This window comes from Microvirga sp. Mcv34, assembly GCF_024519725.1.
GTDB lineage: Bacteria > Pseudomonadota > Alphaproteobacteria > Rhizobiales > Beijerinckiaceae > Microvirga.
The window spans coordinates 12,087-32,309 of sequence record NZ_JALJRK010000037.1 but is presented as its reverse complement, the minus strand read 5'-3'; the positions used below and the strand labels follow the sequence as shown (position 1 = coordinate 32,309).

Genomic DNA, 20,223 nt, shown 5'->3' with positions numbered 1-20,223 from the left:
GATCGCGGCGGTGTCGGTGAGGATATACAGCGAGGGCGCTAAACAAAGGCCCTCGCTCCTCCTGCGCGGCAATTGGCAGTCAATCAAAGTTTAGGAACTGAGACCTTCTGGCTTTTCGCTGAATGCTGGCGTTCGGCTTCTTCATACAACGAGTCGATGTCGGCTTTTGCCGCCTGTCCCTTTTTCGTGACGTCGACAATTGAGATCGCGAAGTCTTTGAGTTTGGTTTTGTCTTCGTACCAGGGCTTCAATTCAACGAAAACGATAACTCCGCCGTGGTTTTCTCCCCAGTGGACATACTTATCCAAGTCCTGCGGAATGTATTTTGTCGATTGCCCCAGATTGCAGTAGGAGGGATCTGAGGATCTTTGCGAGCACGGTACCTTCGCTCCGTTCCGGTAGACCCAGCTGAAGTATCTCGCGCCAGCAAACCCCTCTCCTTTAGAAGACGGCTCTCCATATTTCTGAGCCAACGTTGCGATCATGTCGTCCATCGTTGGCGACCCGACCGTGCTTTCCCAAAATCGGAGCTGCCGAGAAATGTCAGCGACCTGATTGCCACTCGCTGTTCCGGTGCAGCTCAGGCGGAGGACTTCGGTCTGGTCTATGACTTCGATGGTGGAGGTAAATTGCGTGGTCGAGACAGGGATACCTTTGTATTGCAGCCCCGAAGGTGTTCGTATAGGTTGAGATCAGCTCGGGCTTGTAGCTTTCCTTGATCTTAGCCAATGCCTCTGTACATCCAAGGCCCGGAACAAGGCCTACAATGTCGAGCGTGCCGCCTTGGACAGAGCTCACGGACGGTTTGATTTTCTCAGCAGGAGTGTACGGGTCAGCAGTTGCGACGGATGCGAATGAGATGGCCGCAGCCAAGCCGAGCAACGCCTTGTGGCCGAAACGTTTGTACTTCATCTTCTGATTTGCCCCGTGTGGATTTTTTTGTGGACGATTAGTAGGCCGGGTACAGGCCTTGGCCGGATAGGCGGGGAATCATTTCCCTATGCTAGCTCGTCGTTTTCACCCTAGCACATTGCGAGGACAGTTGATGAGCCAAGTGCAGCCTTGGTTAAGGAAGAGCTTGGTCTGTCTTCGTATATCATTGTTCAGGATGACTACGACCAACGGCGGCGCTGTTGTGGGGTAGCGGTGCAATTGATAGAGGGTAGTCGAATTCAGGAGGCCATTTGAATTATGAAACTTTTCTGGTCCTGGCAGAGCGACCGCGATCCCAAGTTACACCATTACTTCGTGCGTGATGCCTTGAAGGATGCCTGCAAACTGATTGCACGGGACGCCGATTATGATGAGGCGCAACGGCCGGAGGTCGATCACGATACAAAGAATGCGATCGGCACACAGGACATCACAAAAACGATCCTTGAAAAAATTGCTGCGGCCAATGTCTTTGTCGCCGATATGACGCCGGTCGGGGTGACAAACCCAGCCGCGCTATTGCCAAGCGTAGCTCCCGAGGATCTGCCAGACCCTAAATATCTTCAGAATCCCAACGTGATGTCGGAACTTGGCTACGCAGAGCGGGCGGTGAGCCAAGACCGAATTGTCTTGGTTGCAAACTCAGCACATTATCCTGGGCCACACGCGCTGCCGTTTGACTGGCGGCATCGGAGTGGTCCGAAAACTTACAATCTGCCGGATGGAGCGACGAAGGAGCAGGTGAAGGCTGAACGGGAGCGGTTCGCGACCGTCCTTAAGAACGTGATCGCGCCGATCTTGGCTGCTCAACGCCCTCAAGCGGCACCTCCTCCGGCGATCGTGTGGCATGAGGAGAGTTCGTCTGCGGCAGGGATCTGGGCGGGCGGCGATCGAGACTTGGAGCTCCGGAACGTGGCGATGGAGGACTCCGTTCGGCGGGTAAGCCTTCCTACAGGGGCAAGAGTGTTCGTCCGTGTTGCACCGACGTACTGGACACCTCCGGTGAAAACCCTTCTTGCGGCAAAGATCAATCGGGCCGCGTTCCAAGTGCGAGGAAGTGGCGGCGACTGGGGAGTGAACGGCTCGGGCGCTCTTGCGATCTGGGGCCGGTCTGGTGCTGTCGATGAAAAAGTGACCGGGAATGCGACACAGTGGTTCCAGGACACTGGCGAATTATGGGGTGTCAGCTCGACCTGCTTCGGCCTCGATGACAATAACCGTCCGAATCTGGGCTATGCACTGATTTTCAAGCCGATAGACAGTTTCATTGAGCGAGCCATTGAAGCGATCAATGAGCTGGGTGGATCAGGCCCCATCGGTGTGAAGGTCGGCATTGCGGATATGAGGAAGACCTACTTCCCTGGTCAATTTCTTTCTCAGGCGTCGGAAGCACTCCAGGACTCCGTCGCCATCGAAAAGACGAAGGAAACGTGGACAGATCAAAGCCGCAGAGAGTTCCTCAAGGACTTTTGGAATGCTGTATTGGACGGGTATGGACGAAATCCTGTCGAATCCGTGGCTGAGTTCGAACGAATGGTAGAGCTCACGCCTATTGCGACTGGAAAACAGTAGCGTTCTAAGTCAAAAAGCCGGGGGATCGATAAGGTATCCTCCGGCTGCAAGGGCCTCACATCTAATGATGATCCGTCGCGAGGTTCTCGTACATACTTCTGAATGCGTGTGAGCTGTGTTCATCTCGGCGTCGCATCCAAAAAAGAAACGGAAGGGAAAGAACAATCATCCAGGCTTTTCCGACAATCTGACCCAGCACGTGATCGAGAGAGCCGAAAGCCAGTAAGAGAAACACAACCGAGTCAGCCATTAGGCCTGCGAGGCTCGAGGCCACAACGGCTGCGATCAACCCCTTACGTTGGAGGGGGGTGTAGACAGCCAGATCGATGAGCTCAGAAATCAAAAAGGCGACCGCGCTTGCAAGGGCCAAGGCAGGGCTGATCAGATAGCTGAGTGCGGCCCCGATCAGGACTCCGACCGTACTCCACGCGACCCCGAGCTGCCGCTGGACAAGATCGCGGAGGATAAGGGCGGCCCCGGCCCAGATAACGCCGCTCGGGGACATGATCCCCGGCGCCACTGGGATGAGACAGGGGCCGTCGGGCGGGCAAATCGTGCCGATCCGCGAGACGAAGTAGTTGGCGAGGGGAACGGTCAGCAGAAAGCCGACCAGGCTGGCGAGACCAGCGAGCCGTGATTTGGTCATGATGGGAGATTTTCCTTCTGATTGAAATTCGGACGGTATCAGGCCAGACCCATTTCGGTCAGGAACGGAGAGGGGCCGAGCTGGCTATCCCAAAGCAGGAAGCATCGGGCTGACGCGCGGGTGATTGTCACAAAGGCAAGGCGGCGGGCCTCGTCGATCTCGTCTCCCTTATCGAAGCCACTTGGGAATTTCCCTTTGCTCCATCCGGGGGAGATCACAACGGGCGATTCCAGTCCTTTCATGGCGTGCATCGTTGAAACCGCCACCGCGTTATCCGGCCGGCCATCGACGTCGGCGATCTCCGTCTGGGCCGTCGCGATGATTGTGGCGAGATCCTCGACCCGATGGGCGTGTTCCGAGATCGCCATGTACTGGCGGAAGAAGCGAGCCCGGCGGGCCGGGTTGAGGGCCTCAATGTCTTTGTCGAGATCCGTATAGGTCAGGGCGAGCTCGATCATCTCGGATGTGCTCGAGATCATCGTCGCACTCCTGAGGCCCTGATAGATATCCATCAGCCGGAGAAGGCCATCCTGCCTCAGGCTGCCGGCATCCGCACGCTTGCTCAGCCACTGCATTACCGGAATGCCCTCCATCCTGGCGGCTCGCCAGACTGCTTGGGCGATCCCGAGACCGGCGAGGCTGGTCATGATCTTGATCGCTGCCGGGCTGTCGGATTCATTTGCGAGCAGGCGGAGCCAAGCAAGAAATGTCTGGAGCTGCGGGGAAGAGTCCGCATCGGGATTGAACCGAAAGATGTTAACCCCGTGGCGGCTGAGGAACTGGGCGACCTCATCGGCATCGCTGTTCGTCCGGGCAAGGACGGTAATGTCCTTGGGCTGAGCCTTCGCGACCGATTGGATCAGGACCAGAGCCTGGTTGAGTATCCCCTGCTGTCCGTTGCAGGAAATGCTCGCGACATCGCCCTGACCCTTGTTGCCGGATCGGACCGTCTTCGAGAGTCTCTTCTGGTTGGCGGAAATTAGTTTCCCTGCTTTCCGGACAATCTGCTCAGGGCAGCGATAATTGATTCCGAGCTTGATGACGACGGAATTGGGATACCGCTTCTCGAAGTTCAGGATGTTGTCGACAGTCGCATGGCGCCAACCATAGACAGCCTGATCATCGTCTCCGAAACACGCAAGATTGTTTCCCGCGTCAGAGAAGATCTGCAGCCAGCGTTCTTGAACGGGATTGGTGTCCTGATACTCGTCCACCAGGACGAGCTTGAATTTCTTTCGCCAGGACCGGGCAATAATGGGGTTGCTGTTCGTGAGCCGGATGAAATCCAGGATTAGGTCGTTGTAATCGAGACAACGGTTCTCCCGCATCGTCTTTTCATATTGGGCGAGGATATCACTATCCTCCTTGGAGGTTCCCGGAGCGCTCGTGATCCATGTCGAGTTGCTATCGGAGCCGAGGTTGACGCCTATATTCTTTGCAGCATCGATGGTCTTGAGGAGCCCATTGATCCGCTTGTCGATCTCCCGGCTGCTCGAAGAGTTCCCGAACCCGTCCAGGCTGGCGAGGATGCCCGTCAGGGTCATCTTGATCTCTTCCGGCTCGACGATTGTGAACGGTTTCTCGCCGGTATGGATCGCCTGGTGGATCCGGAGCATGCGGGATGAAAGAGAATGGAACGTCCCGACATAAAGGTTTTCGACGTCAGCGACGATTTTTCGGCCAATGCGCTCCTTTAACTCATGAGCTGCCTTCCTGGTGAAAGTGACCGCCATGATTTCGTCCGGCTTATAGCCAAGGACGTGGACCGCGTAGATGAATTTGGTGGCCAGAACGTGGGTTTTGCCAGTTCCGGAGCTTGATAGAATCAGAAGTGGCTTATGAAAGGCTTCGACCGCAGCTTTCTGCTGAGGGTTCAAGCCGGCGGTAAAGGATGCCTGGGTTGACGGGTGTGCCGAGATAGGGAGGGCCAGGTCTGGCATATCGGTCTCTTAATGGGGTTTGAAAAACTTCTCTCTTGCCCGAAATGGATAGACGTCTGAGCTTAGCATTGAACGCCATTGAAAAGTGCGATACTATGTACTTTGTTGCGTTGCTCCCAGATCCTGGTTCAGGTAGTTGCTTAAGAGTGCAACTCTTCGTAGTTGTTGAGGCAATGGCTATGCTGCTCAATGCGTCGCACCGTGGTTTTCTACTACGTGGGAAATCTCAGGTCCTTAGCAGAAGGCTATCCAATCTAATTGGATTGTCATTCGTCGCTTTCTTCACCTTAATGACCGCCTGTGCTGCAGAAGACGAGGAAAGTGAGGTAATCTACAACGCGTGCATCAACGCTGCATCTCCTGTGCAATGCTTTGAAACTAGGTCAACATCCGTCTGCTCCTCCCGCCAAGTGAGTTGCACGCGAGACATCGCTAACAATGTCGGGCAGCGCGTGAGAAGTTGTATTCGAGACCGTGTCGGCAGAACCGTAGAGAATCTGCGCGATCAATCCGGCTGGCACCTGACCTCATATCATGTAGAGTTTCTTACTCAGGATCGGATCTTTGCTGTTGGTGTAAGTCTCGGTCACCTACCGTTTGAGTTTCACAGTTTCAAAATCCATCATTCTGGTGACCATTTCCTTATTGACGACCATCTTCAAAACAGCCGCGAACGCGAGATTGATAAGCTCAACGCTCTGGCGGATGCCAACGACATTAAGATCCTCGACTATAATAGTGATCGATACCTTCGAGTGTCGTTAGCAGGCTTTCTCCCGCGCCTCCGCTCTCTGATTGAAGCTCATCGCCTCTGCGGCATTCATGTTCCTAAGACGGGTGCGGATCTATGAGCTCGTTCACTTTCCTCCTGCGCGTCATCTACCGTTCTTGCTTAGGAGTTGTTCTTGCCGCCGCAACACTGCCGGTTGCTGGCATGAGCTCCGCTCACGCCAGACCTGAAGTGGTATCATCGTTGTCTGAAAATCTGTGGATGCAGCGATATAGAGAAGCTGTTCACGATCGGCCGATCATCTTTTATCGCAGCATGGCATTCATTGCTGCAACTGCAGCGGATCCTCGGACGCGTCCGGGGACAGTATTTGAGGAGCTTTCACGTAAGAAGGCGCCCCTTGATGGTGTGCGTGATTTCCTGAGAACGTATGCGCCAGTCCTAGGTATTGGTCTCAATCTTGCTCCCTCCTTAAAGCGCCTCGAGGTGAGCGCCAGTCTCGACTTCTCAGCGGGGCTGCAAGCCCTAATCACCCGAGTTCTAGTTGGACGGGGTGGGATTGATCTTGAGATGCAGTCGTTTGTCCGAGACAACCCAGACATTGTCGAATCCATAGGCCGCCTAACGTTCCGCTCATACCAAGCCACTGACGAGCATATGGGCCGCTTGCATTCACTTTATGCAATTGCCCAGGCAGAAGATCCCTCTGTCCCAAAACCTGATGCTGCACCTCGGACCTATTTGAATGGTCGAGACGATATTCTAGCTGCTTGGATAGGAAGCAAAATAAGCCAATTAGGCCAACGTGACCGTGAGGACGCTCTCTCCAACTGGGGCCCGTTCGAACGTGTTCTTCAGCGCGCACTTGATGGAGAGGGCAAAGATCCCCGACAAGTCCAACAAGAAACGTCGCGATTGATTGAACGAGTAGAATCCTTAGAGGGCCTCCTGGGCGAACTTGGGGCACCTAACGGTGGCGGTGAGGCCTTTCGCCAAGCACTACGAGAGTACATAAACACAGTCGGGCAATCGTTACCAGAATCTACGAGAGAAGAGCTCGCAAAACGTCTAATTGGGAATATGCAAGCCAGAGAGTTACGCGATCTGCACCAGGCGCTTCAATACTCAATTTCCGGGTTTGCCAGTATCCTTGCATCAGGTGATCCCGCCGTGGGACAGGAGTTTCAGGCGGTCATCGGATCGCTTGCGGACGCAGGCATTTTAGTTGCAATTGCTCATTTGAGTCCTGAACCAACGAACATCGCTGCTGCCTTCGCCGCGTCAGCCAACGCTGCAAACATTCTATTCGGACGAACGCCAAAGAGCGGTGCCGCGCTAGCGAAGACATTAAACGCAAATTTTCAGGCTATTCTGGCACGCTTAGATCATTTGGTTAAGAGGGTCTCAGTGCTAGAAGGTGAGCTGCGCCAAGTTAAAAGGTTAATTGAGGTCGGACGACTTGAAAGTGAATTGCAAATAGGCGAATTAGCTGAAGAAGCTCGGCGACTAAATGAAGCATTACGCAATGACGTCGCTATGATTGTCTCAATTCAACGAACTGAAGTAGATAGGGATGTTGCGTTAAGTCACAAACGAATTGCTACTGCTCTTTTAGACACTCGGCAGGAACCGTTCGCTGACACTAAAGCTGCGTTTATCGAGCGCGACATCACTGATCTAGGTTTCCTTGCAACTAGTGCGCCGATCTCTCCCCCGTTCCTGCAACTGCCACCTTCGACTAAGGAGTGGGCAAACTTGCGTGATGGTCGTTGCCCAATCTGCCTGTCGTCCGCCATCACCAAGTGGCTCATAGATGACTACGCACGAAATGGGCAGATCTTTCATAAGCTCCTTGTCTCTAGCGACTACAACCGACGCATAGTCGATGAAACTATCTCGGCAATGGAGCATGCGGTTAGGCAACATAGTGGTGGAGGAAACGGTCCGGTCGAACCGGTTTCTCAACTTCGTTTCGCTCACTTCTACGTCGATGCCCTTGTCCGACTGGGCAGGAGTAGGCTACCCGTAAACGTCAGTGAGCAACTAGATCAAATTTGTGCAAACACCCGCAATACATTTGCGCATTTTGCAGTTGAGCAGGACCTCGTGCCATATGCGCTGTTCACACTAGGTCGGGCAGCAGACGAAACTCTCACAATCTTGGAGCATTATCTTGGATTGATCCGTGATGAAATTTACCCGGCACCGGCGCAGTCCAATCCCGGGGAGACTACGACAATCCAACAGCATTGGAGGGCGCGGAAAGACGCATCTTACTTTGTCCTCGAGGTGGCTTCCGGAGAACCAGTGGAGATCTTTGACAGCGCTGGAGCTTGCCCCAACCTCGATATGGATCGAAGGCTCTACGTTTTTAGGGAGCTTGGACTCATCGCGGAGGCAGAACGCACAAGCGTCATTGATCGGCGAGGCATTACGTCTGGATTGTGGAATTTCGGACCGGCATTTGGCGGGTGCGCCGTTGCACAGTATTATAACGTCTGGTCTCGATCTGCAGAGAGACGACATGAGGGGCTCATAATTCAGGAGCCGAAGGGCTTCCTGTACAGTATCAACAAAGCGTGTATCAAGGCTCGAGGTATTTGTCAGGGAGATATATCGTATAACTGCGTCCGTGCAGGACCAGATCCAGAAACTCTTGAAAAAGCGCTTCTAAGCGCCGACACCTATGAAGGCCTTTCTTGTAAACCAGACAACACTGCGACTTGGGCTGCGGCTGAAAGTGTGCAGCGTGAGATGTTAGTGACGGAGCAGCGAACGGCTGCACTGGCAATCCGAAAGACGATCTTTTCGGACATCGAAAAGAGTGGCGTCCTTGACCAAGCCCTCGAGAGGCTCGATGCTGCCTACATCGCAGTAGAACAACTGCTTTCTAGGAGGAATCCGGCTTGTGCAGAGGCGACAAGAATGATGATAGGGGAGATAACACAGAGGCTGCCAAAGTCACTCGCACATTTTAGCCTTACGCGTGAAAGTCCAGGCGCATCAATTAGGGAAATGGTCAGAGACGGGAACTGGCGCGTTTTGAAAGATATCCTCGTCGAGTGGCAATCAGTCTCGAAGGCAGGAGCTACCGTCGACGCCATATGGCAACAGGCAAAGGCTGCTAATGGTGCAGGATCTAACCGGTGCGTTCCTTCGGATCTGTCGGATTCACTAGCAACCGCAAGGCTCTTGTCCTTTGCTCAAGAGCGTCTGTTCGGACGTGAGAATCAGTGTACACTGCCATTTACCCCTTAGGCATTGTTCATGGACTTGCATGTGTAATGAACTGAATGGATCCGCAAATTAGTGATCCGGGCTTGAGTGCAGTTGGAACGCTGGCGACGATGGATAGGACTGAATAACCTAGTCAGGCTCCGGCACGGCTCAAGATCACCCAAGCCGTCTCTATCGGTTCAGGGCAGAATGACGGTCGGCCGCATCTGAGAGGCTCCCGGTGTGGCTGCGTCCGGAAGGTCCACCTCGGCTACAGGATACATCCCGAGCCTATGTTGATAGAGGCCTCCTCTCTGTGTAGCAAACGCGCCTTGGTGGAGGTTAGTCCACCAAACGCCGTCGATGGAGGCATCTCCCCTTGCAAGAACGGCTAGGCACATATTCAGGAGCCATGTCTCCCGATCCTTCCCTCCGCCGTTTGGCATCGAATTTTGGCTGATCTGGAGCGTTGCCCAGAGAGTTGCGGTCCCTTGAAGCTGACCAGAGGAGATATGGGCGACACGGAGGGCCACCGCGTCGCGAATGATCCTGTCAGCGTAGTTTGCAACCGTCCAATCAGCGTCGAGTAACTTTAGGAGACCATCTGAGGTGAGCTTGTAAATTGTGGGGCTTTCAAGAGGGCTGCGAGCGGCCCATTCGGCCGGATCGAGCGAGACCGGAAGCAAGCCGAGTTCGAAGTCGCAATTGCGACCGGAGAGGGGTTCTACCCGTTCGTGGAAGATCGTCAGATTTCCGGCGTGATACACCTCCGGAATGAAGATAAACGGCAGCTCTGTTTGCGGCGGTTGGGCGCTCATGATGGCCTCATAGATGGCGGGAGGGATAGGCACACTCTTAGGAGCGTGCCTTTCTTATGAGGCCTGTGTAGAAGTGCAAGGGCCTTTAGCCTTCGTAAGCTACCACCTCCGGCGTCAGGTGCCGGGTTTCCTGATCGTCCCGTTCCCTCCTCAGCCGGCCGGCTTTCCGTTTCGCCGCTTCGGCAGGGTCGACGGCAGTCAGGCGGTCTTTCAGAATGAAGTCAGGAATGGTTTGTGTCGCGATCGGCCCCTTCCCGCGGGAGCGAACCTTCTCGGCCATTTCCTTGTCCTTGAAGAAGTAGGGCGTATCCAGCTTCATCGGGCGGTTCAGGAAGTTCTGGACGAGGACGATGTTCTTTCCTGGTTTCAGAGAAGCCACATCCTCATTGCGCAGGAAACTGATGTTTTCGATCTGCTCGGACCGGCTCCAGGCCATTGGATTTGCGGACTTCGAGAGTCCTTCGTTGTAGGTCTTCTGAGCCCGTTGGATCGTGGTTTCACCGACCATCTTCTTGAATTTGTCGATGGTGTCGGTGTTGTTCTGCGCAAGAACGTATTTGACGGCCGTCGTCGTGATGATCACTGACTCGTCTTCAGCCGTGTACTTCTTTCGGATCTGGCCGAAGTCCTGTGCCGCCAGGAGGTAGCTAACCTTCTTAGAGCGGCCAAGGTCGGGGCCGGTGATTACCGACTCGATGCGCGGCAGCTTGGCGAACTCGTCCAGGGCGAAGCATACGGGGAAGGGGCCGAGCTCGTTGCCCGTCTTGTGATTGAACTCTCCGGGGCCGTAGGAGATCAGGCTTTGTGAGAACACCTCATAGAGGAGCGCTGTGACGGTTTCGAATGCCCCTGCCTCCGCCTGGTTGACGCAGATGTAGAGCGTCACCGGCTTGATCTCGTCCGACCCGGGCGCTTTCATCCCCCGCATGTCGTCTGGAGTGAAGTCACAGGCAGATGTTCTCTGAGCAACAGCGGCGTTTTTAAACGGCAGAAGCGCCTGATCCATAGTGCCGAATACGCCGGATCTTTCCTTGTCCGCCATATTGACGAGAGAGCTTAGCTCAACGAAGGCGCGCGGGGAGGGGAACTTGCCGCCCTGTTCGGCAGGAACAACGTCGTCGCAGAGGGTCCGAATCCAGTCTCCCATCTTGTCGGCACCCATGGCTGCCATGGGATCCTCGTCGCCGGTCTTCTTGGTGCTTTCGAACTGGGAGACAGCAAGCCAGTCCGACAGCATCGGGATGGACGGTTCATAACCGTTCCATTTGGCTGGCAGCCCCTCGTAGTTCTTTTTGTCACCAACCTTCGAGATCAGGTAGTGCATGAATCCGGTAAGGGCGGCCCGACCTTTGGTCACAAAGTAGTCGTTTCCTTTACCGCCATCTGGGTTAGGGATCAGGGTCTTGGCGACGGTGTCAAGGTAGGTGTCGCGGTCCGGCCCCTGTGGTGGGACAAGCTTCGGCGACAAAAAGTTGAACCGCGGATAAAACACGGGGTCCCGGACTGTATAGACCCCAGCGCCATCCCGCTGGTTGATCCAGTCTTTGACGAGCTTAATCCGAGTAGGAGCGACCGAGGCATCGAATGTCCCGTCGTTGCGTCCGGCAATCTCACGGGCTTTGTAGCCGACAACCAGCTCTTCGGGAATTTGACCCTTGGTGCCCTTGCCATAAAGATCGAGAAACACGTCCCAGAACGGACCCGCTTTGTTCGTATCGAAGGTCAGGGTGTAGTTGGGCTCGTCCACCTTCGCCCAGTTCAGCATAAAGACGTGGCTCACCGTCGACCGATAGTGCCCGGTCATCTCGTAGAGCTCGGGCTTCGGATCATTGACGATGAAGGAAACGTTGTCGCCCTTTAGGAGCGTCGGTACCACGAAGGCAGCGGTTTTACCGGTTCCGGGAGGGGCGAGACACAGAGCGGAAAGGGTCTCGATCATCATGACCATCTGCCCTTTTCGAGGACCTTTTGGCCATCGCCCAAGGGCCATCAGGTGCCCACCTTTGATGCCGACCTGTTCCCGAGCCTCCATTTCTGCGAGCGTTTCGTCATCGCACCAGTCGGCAAAGCCGCCCTTCATGACCTGGCGAAGATAGGGGTTGAGGAGCGCCGGGGCCATGTAAACAACGGTGCTAACAAAGGCGACCCCAAGATAGGCCTTTAGCGCGTCAAACCCGCCGTAGTTGGGCGAGACAACAAAAGCATAATTCATCGAGAGTATGTCGCCACCCGCCACGCGGCCAACGAACGCCCCGACCCCATCCAGGGTTCGCTGGTTCAACGGTTGATCAATGAGCCACCGGAAAAGCGGAGTGCATAGGGTTGTTCCAGCGGCCAGCGGCAGGCCGATAGCCGCGGTGATCCCGAGCCAGCGGTAATGCTTCCGCTGACTTTCCGTCATGTGTTCGGGCAGGTACTCGGTTTTTAAGGGGTTGTGGAGCTTCATGACAGAAACCGGAATTGAGGGCGAAAGGTGTAGCGGCCCGGGACGTTGAATGTCCCGGGTCTCTGATCTCAGGCTGCTGCGGAAAGTATCGTCGGGGTTTCGGGACCAGTGCCTTCAGCAGACATCTCGTGGGCACCGGCGAGGGCGAAGCCGTCCGTGATGTGTTGGCCCAGAGCATCGAACACGGCCATGATGCCATAACGTGCCGCTGGCTGATCCTGTAGAACCGTCAACAGGTGGGTGACGGCGATCTGGCGTAGAGGTGTGGGAGAGTTTCCGAGTGCGCCCTTGTCAGAGATCCATTGGATCAGGGGAGCATTCGCACCCGCGATGTGGCTGTGAAGGTCAGCAAGCGTAGCGTCGGCGAAGCTCTCAAGAGTCGGATCAGGAGCATCCTCGCCGTCCAGCGCGGGCTCTCGCGCACGATCGTCGATAAAGGCCAGCAGCAGCCCCTTCAGCAGCATCCTAGCTGGGAGGAGATGTGCCGAATAATGCTGTGCAGGAAGCACATTGAGAGCAATGGAGTTGACCGCGGTCATGGTCGCGCTCAGGGTTTGCCCCTTGGGGAGTTTCGTAGCCATTGATCTATGCTCCGGCCTGCAAGGCGATCTGACCGCCTACTGGCGCTTCTGGAGCCGGAGCCGAGACAGGGTCGTTGGAAGCAGGACGCCCCTTAATGGCGGCGATAATCTCCCGGGTTCTGCGGTCCTCGTCCTGTCGGCGGATAACCTGGAAGCTGTGCACAATAGCGGCAATCCAGATGTACGGGAGAACGGCTGGCGCGAGGAGAATGCAAAGGCAGATCATCACCAGACTGGCGATGGCGTCATACTTGGCGTCTCGGATAACAAGGGAGATCGGCGGAACGAATATGGCGATTAGGAAAATCATGTGAGCCTCGATGTTAGGCAACGGCTGAAATGCGGCGCTGGCCGAGAGAATCTTTTTCGATCTGAATGACGCGGATGTGCTCGACCATCTGAGCCCGGAGCTCGTCGCGGTCGATGGCATCCGTGTTTCCCGCCATCGATCGGGCGTTTGAGATACAGTTGATGAAGGTGGTCAGCGCCTCGTCCGGGGATCTGGCGTGGATCGTCGTCATGAAGTGGCCGTGGCCAGTCGTCATGAGCTCCCAGATCGTGGCCGCGTTCGAGTTCGAGATCTCGCCGGCCATAACCACGTCGGGGGTCATACGAACAATTAGGTCGCGCACAGCACGGTAGTCGAATTTGTTGGCCTGCTGCGTACGGCTCATCAAGATGTGGACACGGTTGGGCTGGAGAACCCGGATTTCGCGGGTGTCCTCGACCGTGAGGATCCGCTTGCGGTCGTCGAGGAACGAGACAAGGCGGTTCAGAAAGGTGGTCTTGCCGCTGCTGGTCGCGCCAGAGAGGAGGATGTGATCGCCTCGGGTAAGGGAGTTCACGATCTGCGCGAAGGGATCATCAGGGTCGGTCGCTCGGGTGAAGATCGAAGCCACCGGAGGGCGAAGCCTCTGACCTGGCGTGATGCCGTAGTCCTGCAGATCGACCGTCTGCTCCTTGCTGTATTGGCGGACGCAGACGCAGATCGAGCCCTCTTCGCTGGTTCCCTCGGGTGTCTCGGACTGGATATTCGGGCCAATCCCGGCCGCGAAACGATGCCCGCCTGGGACGGTACCGAAGACGACCGGCATTCCGGCTGCGCCGAAGTTCGGGATGTTCTGCAGGTTTGCCACCATGTGGCAGATGTTCTCGAGGTACCGTCCCGTGAGGTCGGGAGCCTCTTCGGGGATCCACTGGCGTCCCTGCTCGTCAGGCTTGCGCCGGCGAACCCAGATTTCGCCGGGCTTGTTGATGGCGATCTCCTCCACGTCAGGGTGGAGGAGGCGCTCATAGAGAGGCCCAATGAATTTCTGGAGGAGGACCTGGGTGCTGGTGTTGCTCATGGGACCGTCTCCTAGAAGGGCGACCAGTTCTGACCCATCGGGGTCCCGGCTGCCGACTGTTGCTGCGAGTTCTGGCGGGACTGCTGCCGCTGCTGAAGCTTCTCATTCGCCGAGGGGGCAGTGATGAAATCCAGACTGTCGTCCGCTTGTCCCCGCTTCTGGGTTCCCGCCCGGGTTAGGTCCTGAACCATCGGGCTGTTCATGCTCGCCGCCGGGTTCTGAACGACACCGCCGTTTTGCATGTACTGCGGGACACTCGTCCCGATCGGCGCATTGAAGCGGTTCGGGCCTGCCGTGGCTGCCTGCTGAGTTGCCCCCGGGCCACCCGAGCGCCCAGGATTGTTGCGCGCTGCCTGATACTCCGGGGAGGCGCGGACCTTGCTGGCGTATTCCTCACGCATCTTCTGGGTAGGATTGATCGGCTTAAGCCAGAGATCGGTGCTCGGGAACACAGTGATACGTGTTCCAGCCGGAACAGTTCGGATAGGCGGCAGAGCCAACTGCTCCTCGGTGAACTGCTGAATGAGGGGCTGGGTATCCTCGCGGAACTGTTGGGTGGCAATCCCTCTGGCGTCCTGGCCGATATTGGCTGACCCGGCTCCGTAGGGGCTGACCGAAGTAACAACGGTCTGGGAGCCGTTGAGGCCCAAAGTCACGCCCACGTTGAGCGCCGACATCAGCATTGTGGTCCCGAAGCGCTCGAACCAACGGTTGTCCATGTGCGCGGGGATGCTGGCGCGTCCCATCGCATCGCCACTGGTGGCCTGGAATGCGAACGCCGCACCGTCGGGTCGAACCAAGCGCTCCCAGGCGATCGCAACCTTCTCCTCGCCCGTTGAGCCGATAGCTTCCACGGTTCCGATGAGCGTCGATCCGCGCTCGATGATCACGAGACGTCCATCGCCGCCATAGATGTCGCGCTCGACGGTAGCAACGGCACGGGAGGCATTGCGGGTATCAATTGGGATCTTGATCACCGCCGGGATGGGCTTGTCCATCGTGACGACGCGGCTCATGTCTACCGGGTAGCTTGAGGAGTTCCGCTTATAGCCGATTGACTCCCAATCCTCCTCGCTCGGCCGCTGGGGTCCCAGGTAGGTCAGGTTCTCAGCATCCGACTGTGAGGTCAGAAGGCTAGCCGACCGCCGATTCCGGAGGACTGCCTCCGCCGCTGGATCGTATTCGGGTTCCGGCGGCGGTGCTGGGGCAAGAACTACTGGCTCGGCGACAACGGGGGTGATCGCGGTAGCATCGACGCTGACCACCTTCGTGACATTGCGGATCGAACCGTCCGACCGCTCTGAGGCGGCGGTAATCAGGATGCGGCCATCCACGCGGCCTGGGATAGCGGGATCATAGACAAACTGGACAAGGCAAGCCTGCTCAACCTCGAGCCGGACGCCCTCGCAGTTGCTGGCATCGAGGCGGATACCGGCTTCCTGGGCATAGGGCATGCTGACCGTCTTGATGGTCGCCGGCATATCCGTCGCCCGGATCGAGAACGTCGACGTGAAGCGCTCCTTTCCGGCTGGGATGTCCCGAGCCTCAATCGTGGCCCGATCAGGGGAGATATCACCCTCCCGTGGGGGCGCCTTTGGCGCCTCCGGCTGGGCAGGTGCAAAGACAGGCTCGGACGGCGGCAGGGCGGCCTGCTTCATCGAAAGCGCGGTGTTCCTTTCAGGCAGTGTCAGAAGGAACAGGGTCACACCGAAAAGCGCAAAGGCGCTGGTAGCGGTAAGGAGCCGGATTTTGGTTTTGCGCTTGGGATCATCGCTCATTGTCTAGCCCCTTATTCCGCGACCAGGCAGGTGTCGCCGTGCCGACGACGGACATCACAAATCGAGGTAGCTGCAGAAGGATTGACGCCGCTGATCTTGATCATGGCCCGGCCCGAGGCGGGAGCTGCCTTGAGAGAGCCACCGGTCTGGGACTGCCAAGACAGTTTTGCTTTGCCAGCCTGCAGACGATTATCCGCCCGATAGAGGTTCCAAACCTGCTCGCCTTCAGCCTTCGTGTAAGGGCCGAGGATGAGGGCGCTGGACACGGGAGCCGGAGGCGGCGGTGGGGCGGCGGGAATGACAGCCGCGGCAGGGGTGGGAGCTGCGGCCGGAGCCGGCGCAACGGCAGGGGCGGGAATAGCCATCGGAGCCACGAGAGGACCGGCAGATGCGACGATCTTCTTCTCGACGGGTTCAATCGCGCCCTTCCGGACAAGTGGGGGCTGGGGAGCGGGTGGAACAGGCCGTACCGCAGGCGCCGGGACCGGCTTCTCGATGACGACGGTCTTCTGGACCTCGACCGGGACCTCACGCTCGACGATGACCGGCTTTTCGACCACCACGGTACGACGCGGGTCGACAATCGGCGCATCCTTGGCGTAGCGGTTATCATCCAGAGGGCGAGCGAGGCGCAGGCAGACAAGACGGCCGCCATTGCGCAGCGTGATGTTGCCGATGGCTTCAATAACCATCATCGACCGGTCTTTGCCGGCAACGCGAGTGCCGACCGGGCTCTCGACACCTTGGATGACAAGCGCGGCCACAGGCCATTCAGTCATGGACGAGGCGTTCGGGCCGAAATCCAGGTAGGTAAACCGTCCATCGTGCCACGCGCGGATAGGGGCAATGACCGCATCTTCCTGCGAGCGGGCTTCGATGCTGATGTTGTTACGCATATCGCCCGGATTAACGGGAGCGCCACGGGCATATTCCCGTCCGCCGGCATCAAAGTAGGCGGTCGCCTTGTTCACCGCGGGCTCGTAGAGATCCTTGTAGTTCGTGTACGGCATCGACACAGGGGCAGTCGACGCAAGGGTCTCACCGGTTCCAGCCTCCATGCCGCCGACCACAACCTCAACTGTCGTGTCGGGAAGACGATCAGCATTGAAGGGAAGAGAGCGGAGATAGAAGTTATAGACGTTACCCGAGCTGCCGTAGACGATCAGGTTACCGTCTACGCCTGGGTAAATGGCGCGGATGGCAACCGACCGCTTGTTGGGGGCAGTCGAGGTCTCGAACGAACCGGGATCCGACGACATTACCTGAACGACTTCTTCCTGGCGCGGGAACTTGATCACACTCAGAAGGCCTTCACGAGCGTTGACCTCCATCACATCATCGGGACGCCAGGAAATCTTCACGAAGCCGGGGCGTGTCTGGCGAGGCGACTTATGCTTGTTCGGGTCAAGCCAAGCCTTCTGCTCCAGGCCGAGGGGCTTCGAGGCGACTGCAGTCGCAATTCTGGCCGTTCCTTGTGCCGTCACCTGCGAGGGCATATCGAGAGGCTCCGGCGCGAGGCCGGGAACGCCCGGTTTGGCATAGTCGGCCGGCACATTTGCCTGTGCCTGGGTGATCTGCCCGGCAGGGCCCATCGGAGTGCCCTGCGCGAGAGCAGCATTCAATGCAGAAGTGGCAATGAAGGCAGTCAGCGCGGCGGTTGAGAGATGACGAGAGCGCGAGGAGGTCATTGGGTAAGGTCCTGGTGATCTTGTTGGCGCCGCGACGGCTTAGTCTTTTTTGGACGCCACTGTGTAAGCGGTGACAGTGAACCCGAGTGGATTCAGGAAGCGGTTGTCGTAGCTGATGCTCTGCTCAACATTCTGAGCACGGAGTTGGGCAACGAAGGTTCTGCGTTCGTCTCCGCCGTCGGTGAGGCCGGAGCCGATGCGCCGGTCAATGACGTCGAACTCGACCTGCCAGTAGCCATTCTGGATCTTCAGAACACTCTTGAGCGACACGCTGCGGGTAAAGCGCCTCTCCTTGAGGGAGTCATAAACAGGCTTCGTCTCCGCAAGGAACTGGTCGTAAACGGGTTTGGAGGACATCAGCCGGACGATGGTGCCCCACTGATAAATCGTGCGCTGCGGATCGTCCGTGATCGTATTGCGCATCGTCACATATTCACGGACGTTCGCCTCTTCGAGGATCGCCAGCGATTTCAGATTGCCGGTCGGCGGCTCGACGCGAACCACCTGATCGGACTTGTCGGACCAGGTGACGAAGAAAGGAACGACACGGTAGAGCGGGATTAGCTGCATGATCGCGACGGCCTGCACCACGTTGATGGCAAGCGACACGCCCGCGACGGCAATCAGGAGCTTGTCCGAGACCGCAGCACGCCGGCCAGCGGCATGAGGCGCATCATGGTCACGCAGGTAGCCGCCGATCTTGTCCTTGGGCTTCTGGCTAGAGACGGACGGGAAGTGGGTCACACGCTCAGCATGAACCTGCGGCTCGGGCGCCGAGGTTGCGAGTGCAGCATCCCCTTCCTTCTTAGGAGAAATACGATCGGTGAGACGCTGGAGGCGGGAGACGCTGGAGGTCATGGTAAACGACGCCGATTGAAAGGATTAAACTGGCAGCACAGGCACGTCATTCGCTGCGTTTGGCAGCTGAATGCAGGCGCAAGGGCTCTTCTTCAGGTCGTTGGGCGAGCGGCCGATGCCGATTGGATCGTCCTGGGTCAATGTTCCGCAGGCGCTGAGAGCAAGGGCAGTAAGAGTGACGACAAAAATGCGAATCAACATTCGATCTTTCCTGGTGATCGGTGTTCTTTAATTCGCTTCTATACCTTTAAATTCGGTCGTCCAATCTATTTCGACGCTGTGCGGAACAATCCGCGGGGATATGAGTAGGAAATGACTAGGTAAGTTAAAATGTAAGAGTTTCAGATGGTTAACGCAGGCCGGTTCAGTCGGTCAGAGTGCCTGATGGGGGCACGTTTGCGTTAACCGAGATGTATGACTGGTAACTCGAATCGTTCCGTAGATTTTCCAGAACGGTCTGCTGGTCCGTGATCATCCGGCGCAGCGATGCTTCTGAAGCAAGAGAGGGATGCTGCTGCATGATTTGCGTAGCGGTTCGGATGCCCTTTTGGGTCTCCGCTGCGAGCTTGTTAATGAAGGCGTGGACCTGCTCTGGCGTATCGAGAGAAGCGCCATACCGTTGGCTGAGGGTTTGCAGTTCCTCTTTCAGGTAGTTGGTGTCAGATCCTCCGCCGGATTGAATGCTCTGGTTCAGGTTGTGGCCGGTGATGAGGCCGTTGTGGAGCTCGACGGCATACACAAGTGACTGGCGGCCGGCGTTTAGAGCATCCTGAGCCTGCAAGAGTGCTTTCGCGCTTACAGCCTCTTCGGAGCGGGCTTCCTGCTCCACACTGTTCGCGTAGGCTTGGGGATTTCCATACGCATTGGAGTTGGAGGTCCAGCTGCTGTTGCTGGCGAAGGTATCCTGGCCCATCTGCCGGAGGTGACTGACGGCCTGGCCTGATGTGAGGCGCGCGACGAGGCGATTGCGCTCCTCGAGAGCTTGGAGAAGCGTCAGGCGGATCTTTGCGTTAACGGCAAAGTCATCGCGGAGGGTCTTGGCTTTGCCGACCTCCTCGGACAGCTTTTTGATTTCATCCTGGTTCTTGGTGACCACGGACTTGGCGGCCACTGCAGCTCCTAAGCCGTCGGTGTAGACGGAGCGGGACAGTTGCGTCCGTTCTGCCGGATTGGACGCTCCTGGGCGGAGAAAGAAGTCTGCGACCGCCCGTGACATGTCTGGCACGTTCGCCGGGTTGGCCGAGGCCATCACCTGAGGCAGGTTGATCCTCCCGTCGTCCTTGAAGGTCGTGAGAGGTCCGGCTGAACCACCAAATGAGAAGAGGCTGTTGAGGAAGGCCTTAACCTGGGAGATCGGTGCCGTGACGCTGCTGAGGGTCTTCTGCCATTCCTGAAATTGCTCGATGAGGGCACCCAGCTTCAAGTTCTCGTCCAGCGTCGTCTGGACTTCATCTGCCAGACGCTTGGGATCAATGATCGGGCAGGGGAACCAGCCCCAGAGCGTACCGCCGGAAGCGATCTCGCATGGGGTTGGCTTGTACTTCCCGAAAGCCTCCGAAATGAGGGGCCGATTGGCTTGCCCGATCATATCGCTGGAAAAGAGCCCGACGATAATCGCCGTGGAGGCGAGTATGACCTTCTTGCGTTGCATGGCACTTCTCATTTCGTTGG

General features: G+C 57.1%; 16 protein-coding genes. 3 read left to right on the top strand and 13 right to left on the bottom strand.

The window, feature by feature from the left end:
• Nucleotides 1-83: 83 nt before the first annotated feature.
• Nucleotides 84-494 carry a hypothetical protein gene (locus OC446_RS18565; protein WP_262030512.1) on the bottom strand — a complete coding sequence of 137 codons (411 nt, stop codon included), beginning with the start codon at nucleotides 492-494 and terminating at the stop codon, nucleotides 84-86.
• Nucleotides 495-1,191: 697 nt separating this feature from the next.
• On the opposite strand from OC446_RS18565, the gene OC446_RS18560 reads away from it, so the two are divergent.
• On the top strand, nucleotides 1,192-2,505 hold the full coding sequence (locus OC446_RS18560; RefSeq protein ID WP_262030511.1) for a hypothetical protein: 1,314 nt from the start codon (nucleotides 1,192-1,194) through the stop codon (nucleotides 2,503-2,505).
• A 61-nt stretch (nucleotides 2,506-2,566) separates the two neighbouring features.
• On the opposite strand, the gene OC446_RS18555 is transcribed toward OC446_RS18560, so the two are convergent.
• Both OC446_RS18555 and OC446_RS18550 read right to left on the bottom strand, forming a co-directional pair.
• Nucleotides 2,567-3,151, bottom strand: a complete 585-nt coding sequence (locus tag OC446_RS18555) for a VUT family protein (protein WP_262030510.1) — start codon at nucleotides 3,149-3,151, stop codon at nucleotides 2,567-2,569.
• 38 nt (nucleotides 3,152-3,189) lie between these two features.
• Nucleotides 3,190-5,091: an ATP-dependent helicase gene (locus OC446_RS18550; protein ID WP_262030509.1), complete on the bottom strand. Its 1,902-nt coding sequence runs from the start codon at nucleotides 5,089-5,091 to the stop codon at nucleotides 3,190-3,192.
• A gap of 68 nt (nucleotides 5,092-5,159) precedes the next feature.
• Between OC446_RS18550 and OC446_RS18545 the strand changes: the two genes are divergently transcribed.
• The gene (locus OC446_RS18545; protein WP_262030508.1) at nucleotides 5,160-5,942 is read left to right on the top strand and encodes a hypothetical protein; all 783 of its coding nucleotides are present in this window, start codon (nucleotides 5,160-5,162) and stop codon (nucleotides 5,940-5,942) included.
• Nucleotides 5,939-9,079, top strand: a complete 3,141-nt coding sequence (locus OC446_RS18540; RefSeq protein WP_262030507.1) for a hypothetical protein — start codon at nucleotides 5,939-5,941, stop codon at nucleotides 9,077-9,079. The genes OC446_RS18545 and OC446_RS18540 overlap by 4 nt, the downstream gene beginning before the upstream one ends.
• Nucleotides 9,080-9,237: 158 nt before the next feature.
• Here the strand turns inward: OC446_RS18540 and OC446_RS18535 are convergent, their stop codons facing one another.
• The 10 genes from OC446_RS18535 to OC446_RS18490 all read right to left on the bottom strand — a co-directional run bounded on the left by OC446_RS18535 (nucleotide 9,238) and on the right by OC446_RS18490 (nucleotide 20,203).
• Complete coding sequence (locus OC446_RS18535) at nucleotides 9,238-9,855, bottom strand: hypothetical protein (RefSeq protein ID WP_262030506.1); 618 nt, start codon at nucleotides 9,853-9,855, stop codon at nucleotides 9,238-9,240.
• An 85-nt stretch (nucleotides 9,856-9,940) separates the two neighbouring features.
• On the bottom strand, nucleotides 9,941-12,301 hold the full coding sequence (locus OC446_RS18530) for a type IV secretory system conjugative DNA transfer family protein (RefSeq protein WP_262030505.1): 2,361 nt from the start codon (nucleotides 12,299-12,301) through the stop codon (nucleotides 9,941-9,943).
• A gap of 68 nt (nucleotides 12,302-12,369) precedes the next feature.
• Nucleotides 12,370-12,882 (bottom strand): hypothetical protein, encoded by a 513-nt coding sequence (locus tag OC446_RS18525; RefSeq protein ID WP_262030504.1) that lies wholly within the window; start codon nucleotides 12,880-12,882, stop codon nucleotides 12,370-12,372.
• A 4-nt stretch (nucleotides 12,883-12,886) separates the two neighbouring features.
• Entirely contained in the window at nucleotides 12,887-13,192 is a 306-nt protein-coding gene (locus OC446_RS18520) for a hypothetical protein (RefSeq protein ID WP_262030503.1), read from the bottom strand.
• Nucleotides 13,193-13,205: 13 nt separating this feature from the next.
• Complete coding sequence (locus tag OC446_RS18515; protein ID WP_262030502.1) at nucleotides 13,206-14,228, bottom strand: ATPase, T2SS/T4P/T4SS family; 1,023 nt, start codon at nucleotides 14,226-14,228, stop codon at nucleotides 13,206-13,208.
• An 11-nt stretch (nucleotides 14,229-14,239) separates the two neighbouring features.
• Nucleotides 14,240-16,006, bottom strand: coding sequence for a TrbI/VirB10 family protein (locus tag OC446_RS18510; RefSeq protein WP_262030501.1), 1,767 nt, complete (start codon nucleotides 16,004-16,006; stop codon nucleotides 14,240-14,242).
• Between the two features lie 11 nt (nucleotides 16,007-16,017).
• Nucleotides 16,018-17,694 carry a TrbG/VirB9 family P-type conjugative transfer protein gene (locus OC446_RS18505; RefSeq protein ID WP_262030500.1) on the bottom strand — a complete coding sequence of 559 codons (1,677 nt, stop codon included), beginning with the start codon at nucleotides 17,692-17,694 and terminating at the stop codon, nucleotides 16,018-16,020.
• A 39-nt stretch (nucleotides 17,695-17,733) separates the two neighbouring features.
• Nucleotides 17,734-18,552 (bottom strand): VirB8/TrbF family protein, encoded by an 819-nt coding sequence (locus OC446_RS18500; protein ID WP_262030499.1) that lies wholly within the window; start codon nucleotides 18,550-18,552, stop codon nucleotides 17,734-17,736.
• A 24-nt stretch (nucleotides 18,553-18,576) separates the two neighbouring features.
• Nucleotides 18,577-18,753: a hypothetical protein gene (locus tag OC446_RS18495; protein WP_262030498.1), complete on the bottom strand. Its 177-nt coding sequence runs from the start codon at nucleotides 18,751-18,753 to the stop codon at nucleotides 18,577-18,579.
• Nucleotides 18,754-18,916: 163 nt separating this feature from the next.
• Nucleotides 18,917-20,203, bottom strand: a complete 1,287-nt coding sequence (locus OC446_RS18490; RefSeq protein WP_262030497.1) for a hypothetical protein — start codon at nucleotides 20,201-20,203, stop codon at nucleotides 18,917-18,919.
• Nucleotides 20,204-20,223: the final 20 nt, after the last annotated feature.

Excerpts from the sequence above, each read along its gene's own strand:
- OC446_RS18510 (WP_262030501.1), bottom strand. The coding sequence starts at position 16,006 with ATGAGCGATGATCCCAAGCGCAAAACCAAAATCCGGCTCCTTACCGCT.
- OC446_RS18515 (WP_262030502.1), bottom strand. The coding sequence starts at position 14,228 with ATGAGCAACACCAGCACCCAGGTCCTCCTCCAGAAATTCATTGGGCCT.
- OC446_RS18530 (WP_262030505.1), bottom strand. The coding sequence starts at position 12,301 with ATGAAGCTCCACAACCCCTTAAAAACCGAGTACCTGCCCGAACACATG.
- OC446_RS18520 (WP_262030503.1), bottom strand. The coding sequence starts at position 13,192 with ATGATTTTCCTAATCGCCATATTCGTTCCGCCGATCTCCCTTGTTATC.
- OC446_RS18500 (WP_262030499.1), bottom strand. The coding sequence starts at position 18,552 with ATGACCTCCAGCGTCTCCCGCCTCCAGCGTCTCACCGATCGTATTTCT.
- OC446_RS18505 (WP_262030500.1), bottom strand. The coding sequence starts at position 17,694 with ATGACCTCCTCGCGCTCTCGTCATCTCTCAACCGCCGCGCTGACTGCC.
- OC446_RS18555 (WP_262030510.1), bottom strand. The coding sequence starts at position 3,151 with ATGACCAAATCACGGCTCGCTGGTCTCGCCAGCCTGGTCGGCTTTCTG.
- OC446_RS18565 (WP_262030512.1), bottom strand. The coding sequence starts at position 494 with ATGGACGACATGATCGCAACGTTGGCTCAGAAATATGGAGAGCCGTCT.
- OC446_RS18490 (WP_262030497.1), bottom strand. The coding sequence starts at position 20,203 with ATGCAACGCAAGAAGGTCATACTCGCCTCCACGGCGATTATCGTCGGG.
- OC446_RS18535 (WP_262030506.1), bottom strand. The coding sequence starts at position 9,855 with ATGAGCGCCCAACCGCCGCAAACAGAGCTGCCGTTTATCTTCATTCCG.
- OC446_RS18495 (WP_262030498.1), bottom strand. The coding sequence starts at position 18,753 with ATGTTGATTCGCATTTTTGTCGTCACTCTTACTGCCCTTGCTCTCAGC.
- OC446_RS18550 (WP_262030509.1), bottom strand. The coding sequence starts at position 5,091 with ATGCCAGACCTGGCCCTCCCTATCTCGGCACACCCGTCAACCCAGGCA.
- OC446_RS18525 (WP_262030504.1), bottom strand. The coding sequence starts at position 12,882 with ATGGCTACGAAACTCCCCAAGGGGCAAACCCTGAGCGCGACCATGACC.
- OC446_RS18540 (WP_262030507.1), top strand. The coding sequence starts at position 5,939 with ATGAGCTCGTTCACTTTCCTCCTGCGCGTCATCTACCGTTCTTGCTTA.
- OC446_RS18560 (WP_262030511.1), top strand. The coding sequence starts at position 1,192 with ATGAAACTTTTCTGGTCCTGGCAGAGCGACCGCGATCCCAAGTTACAC.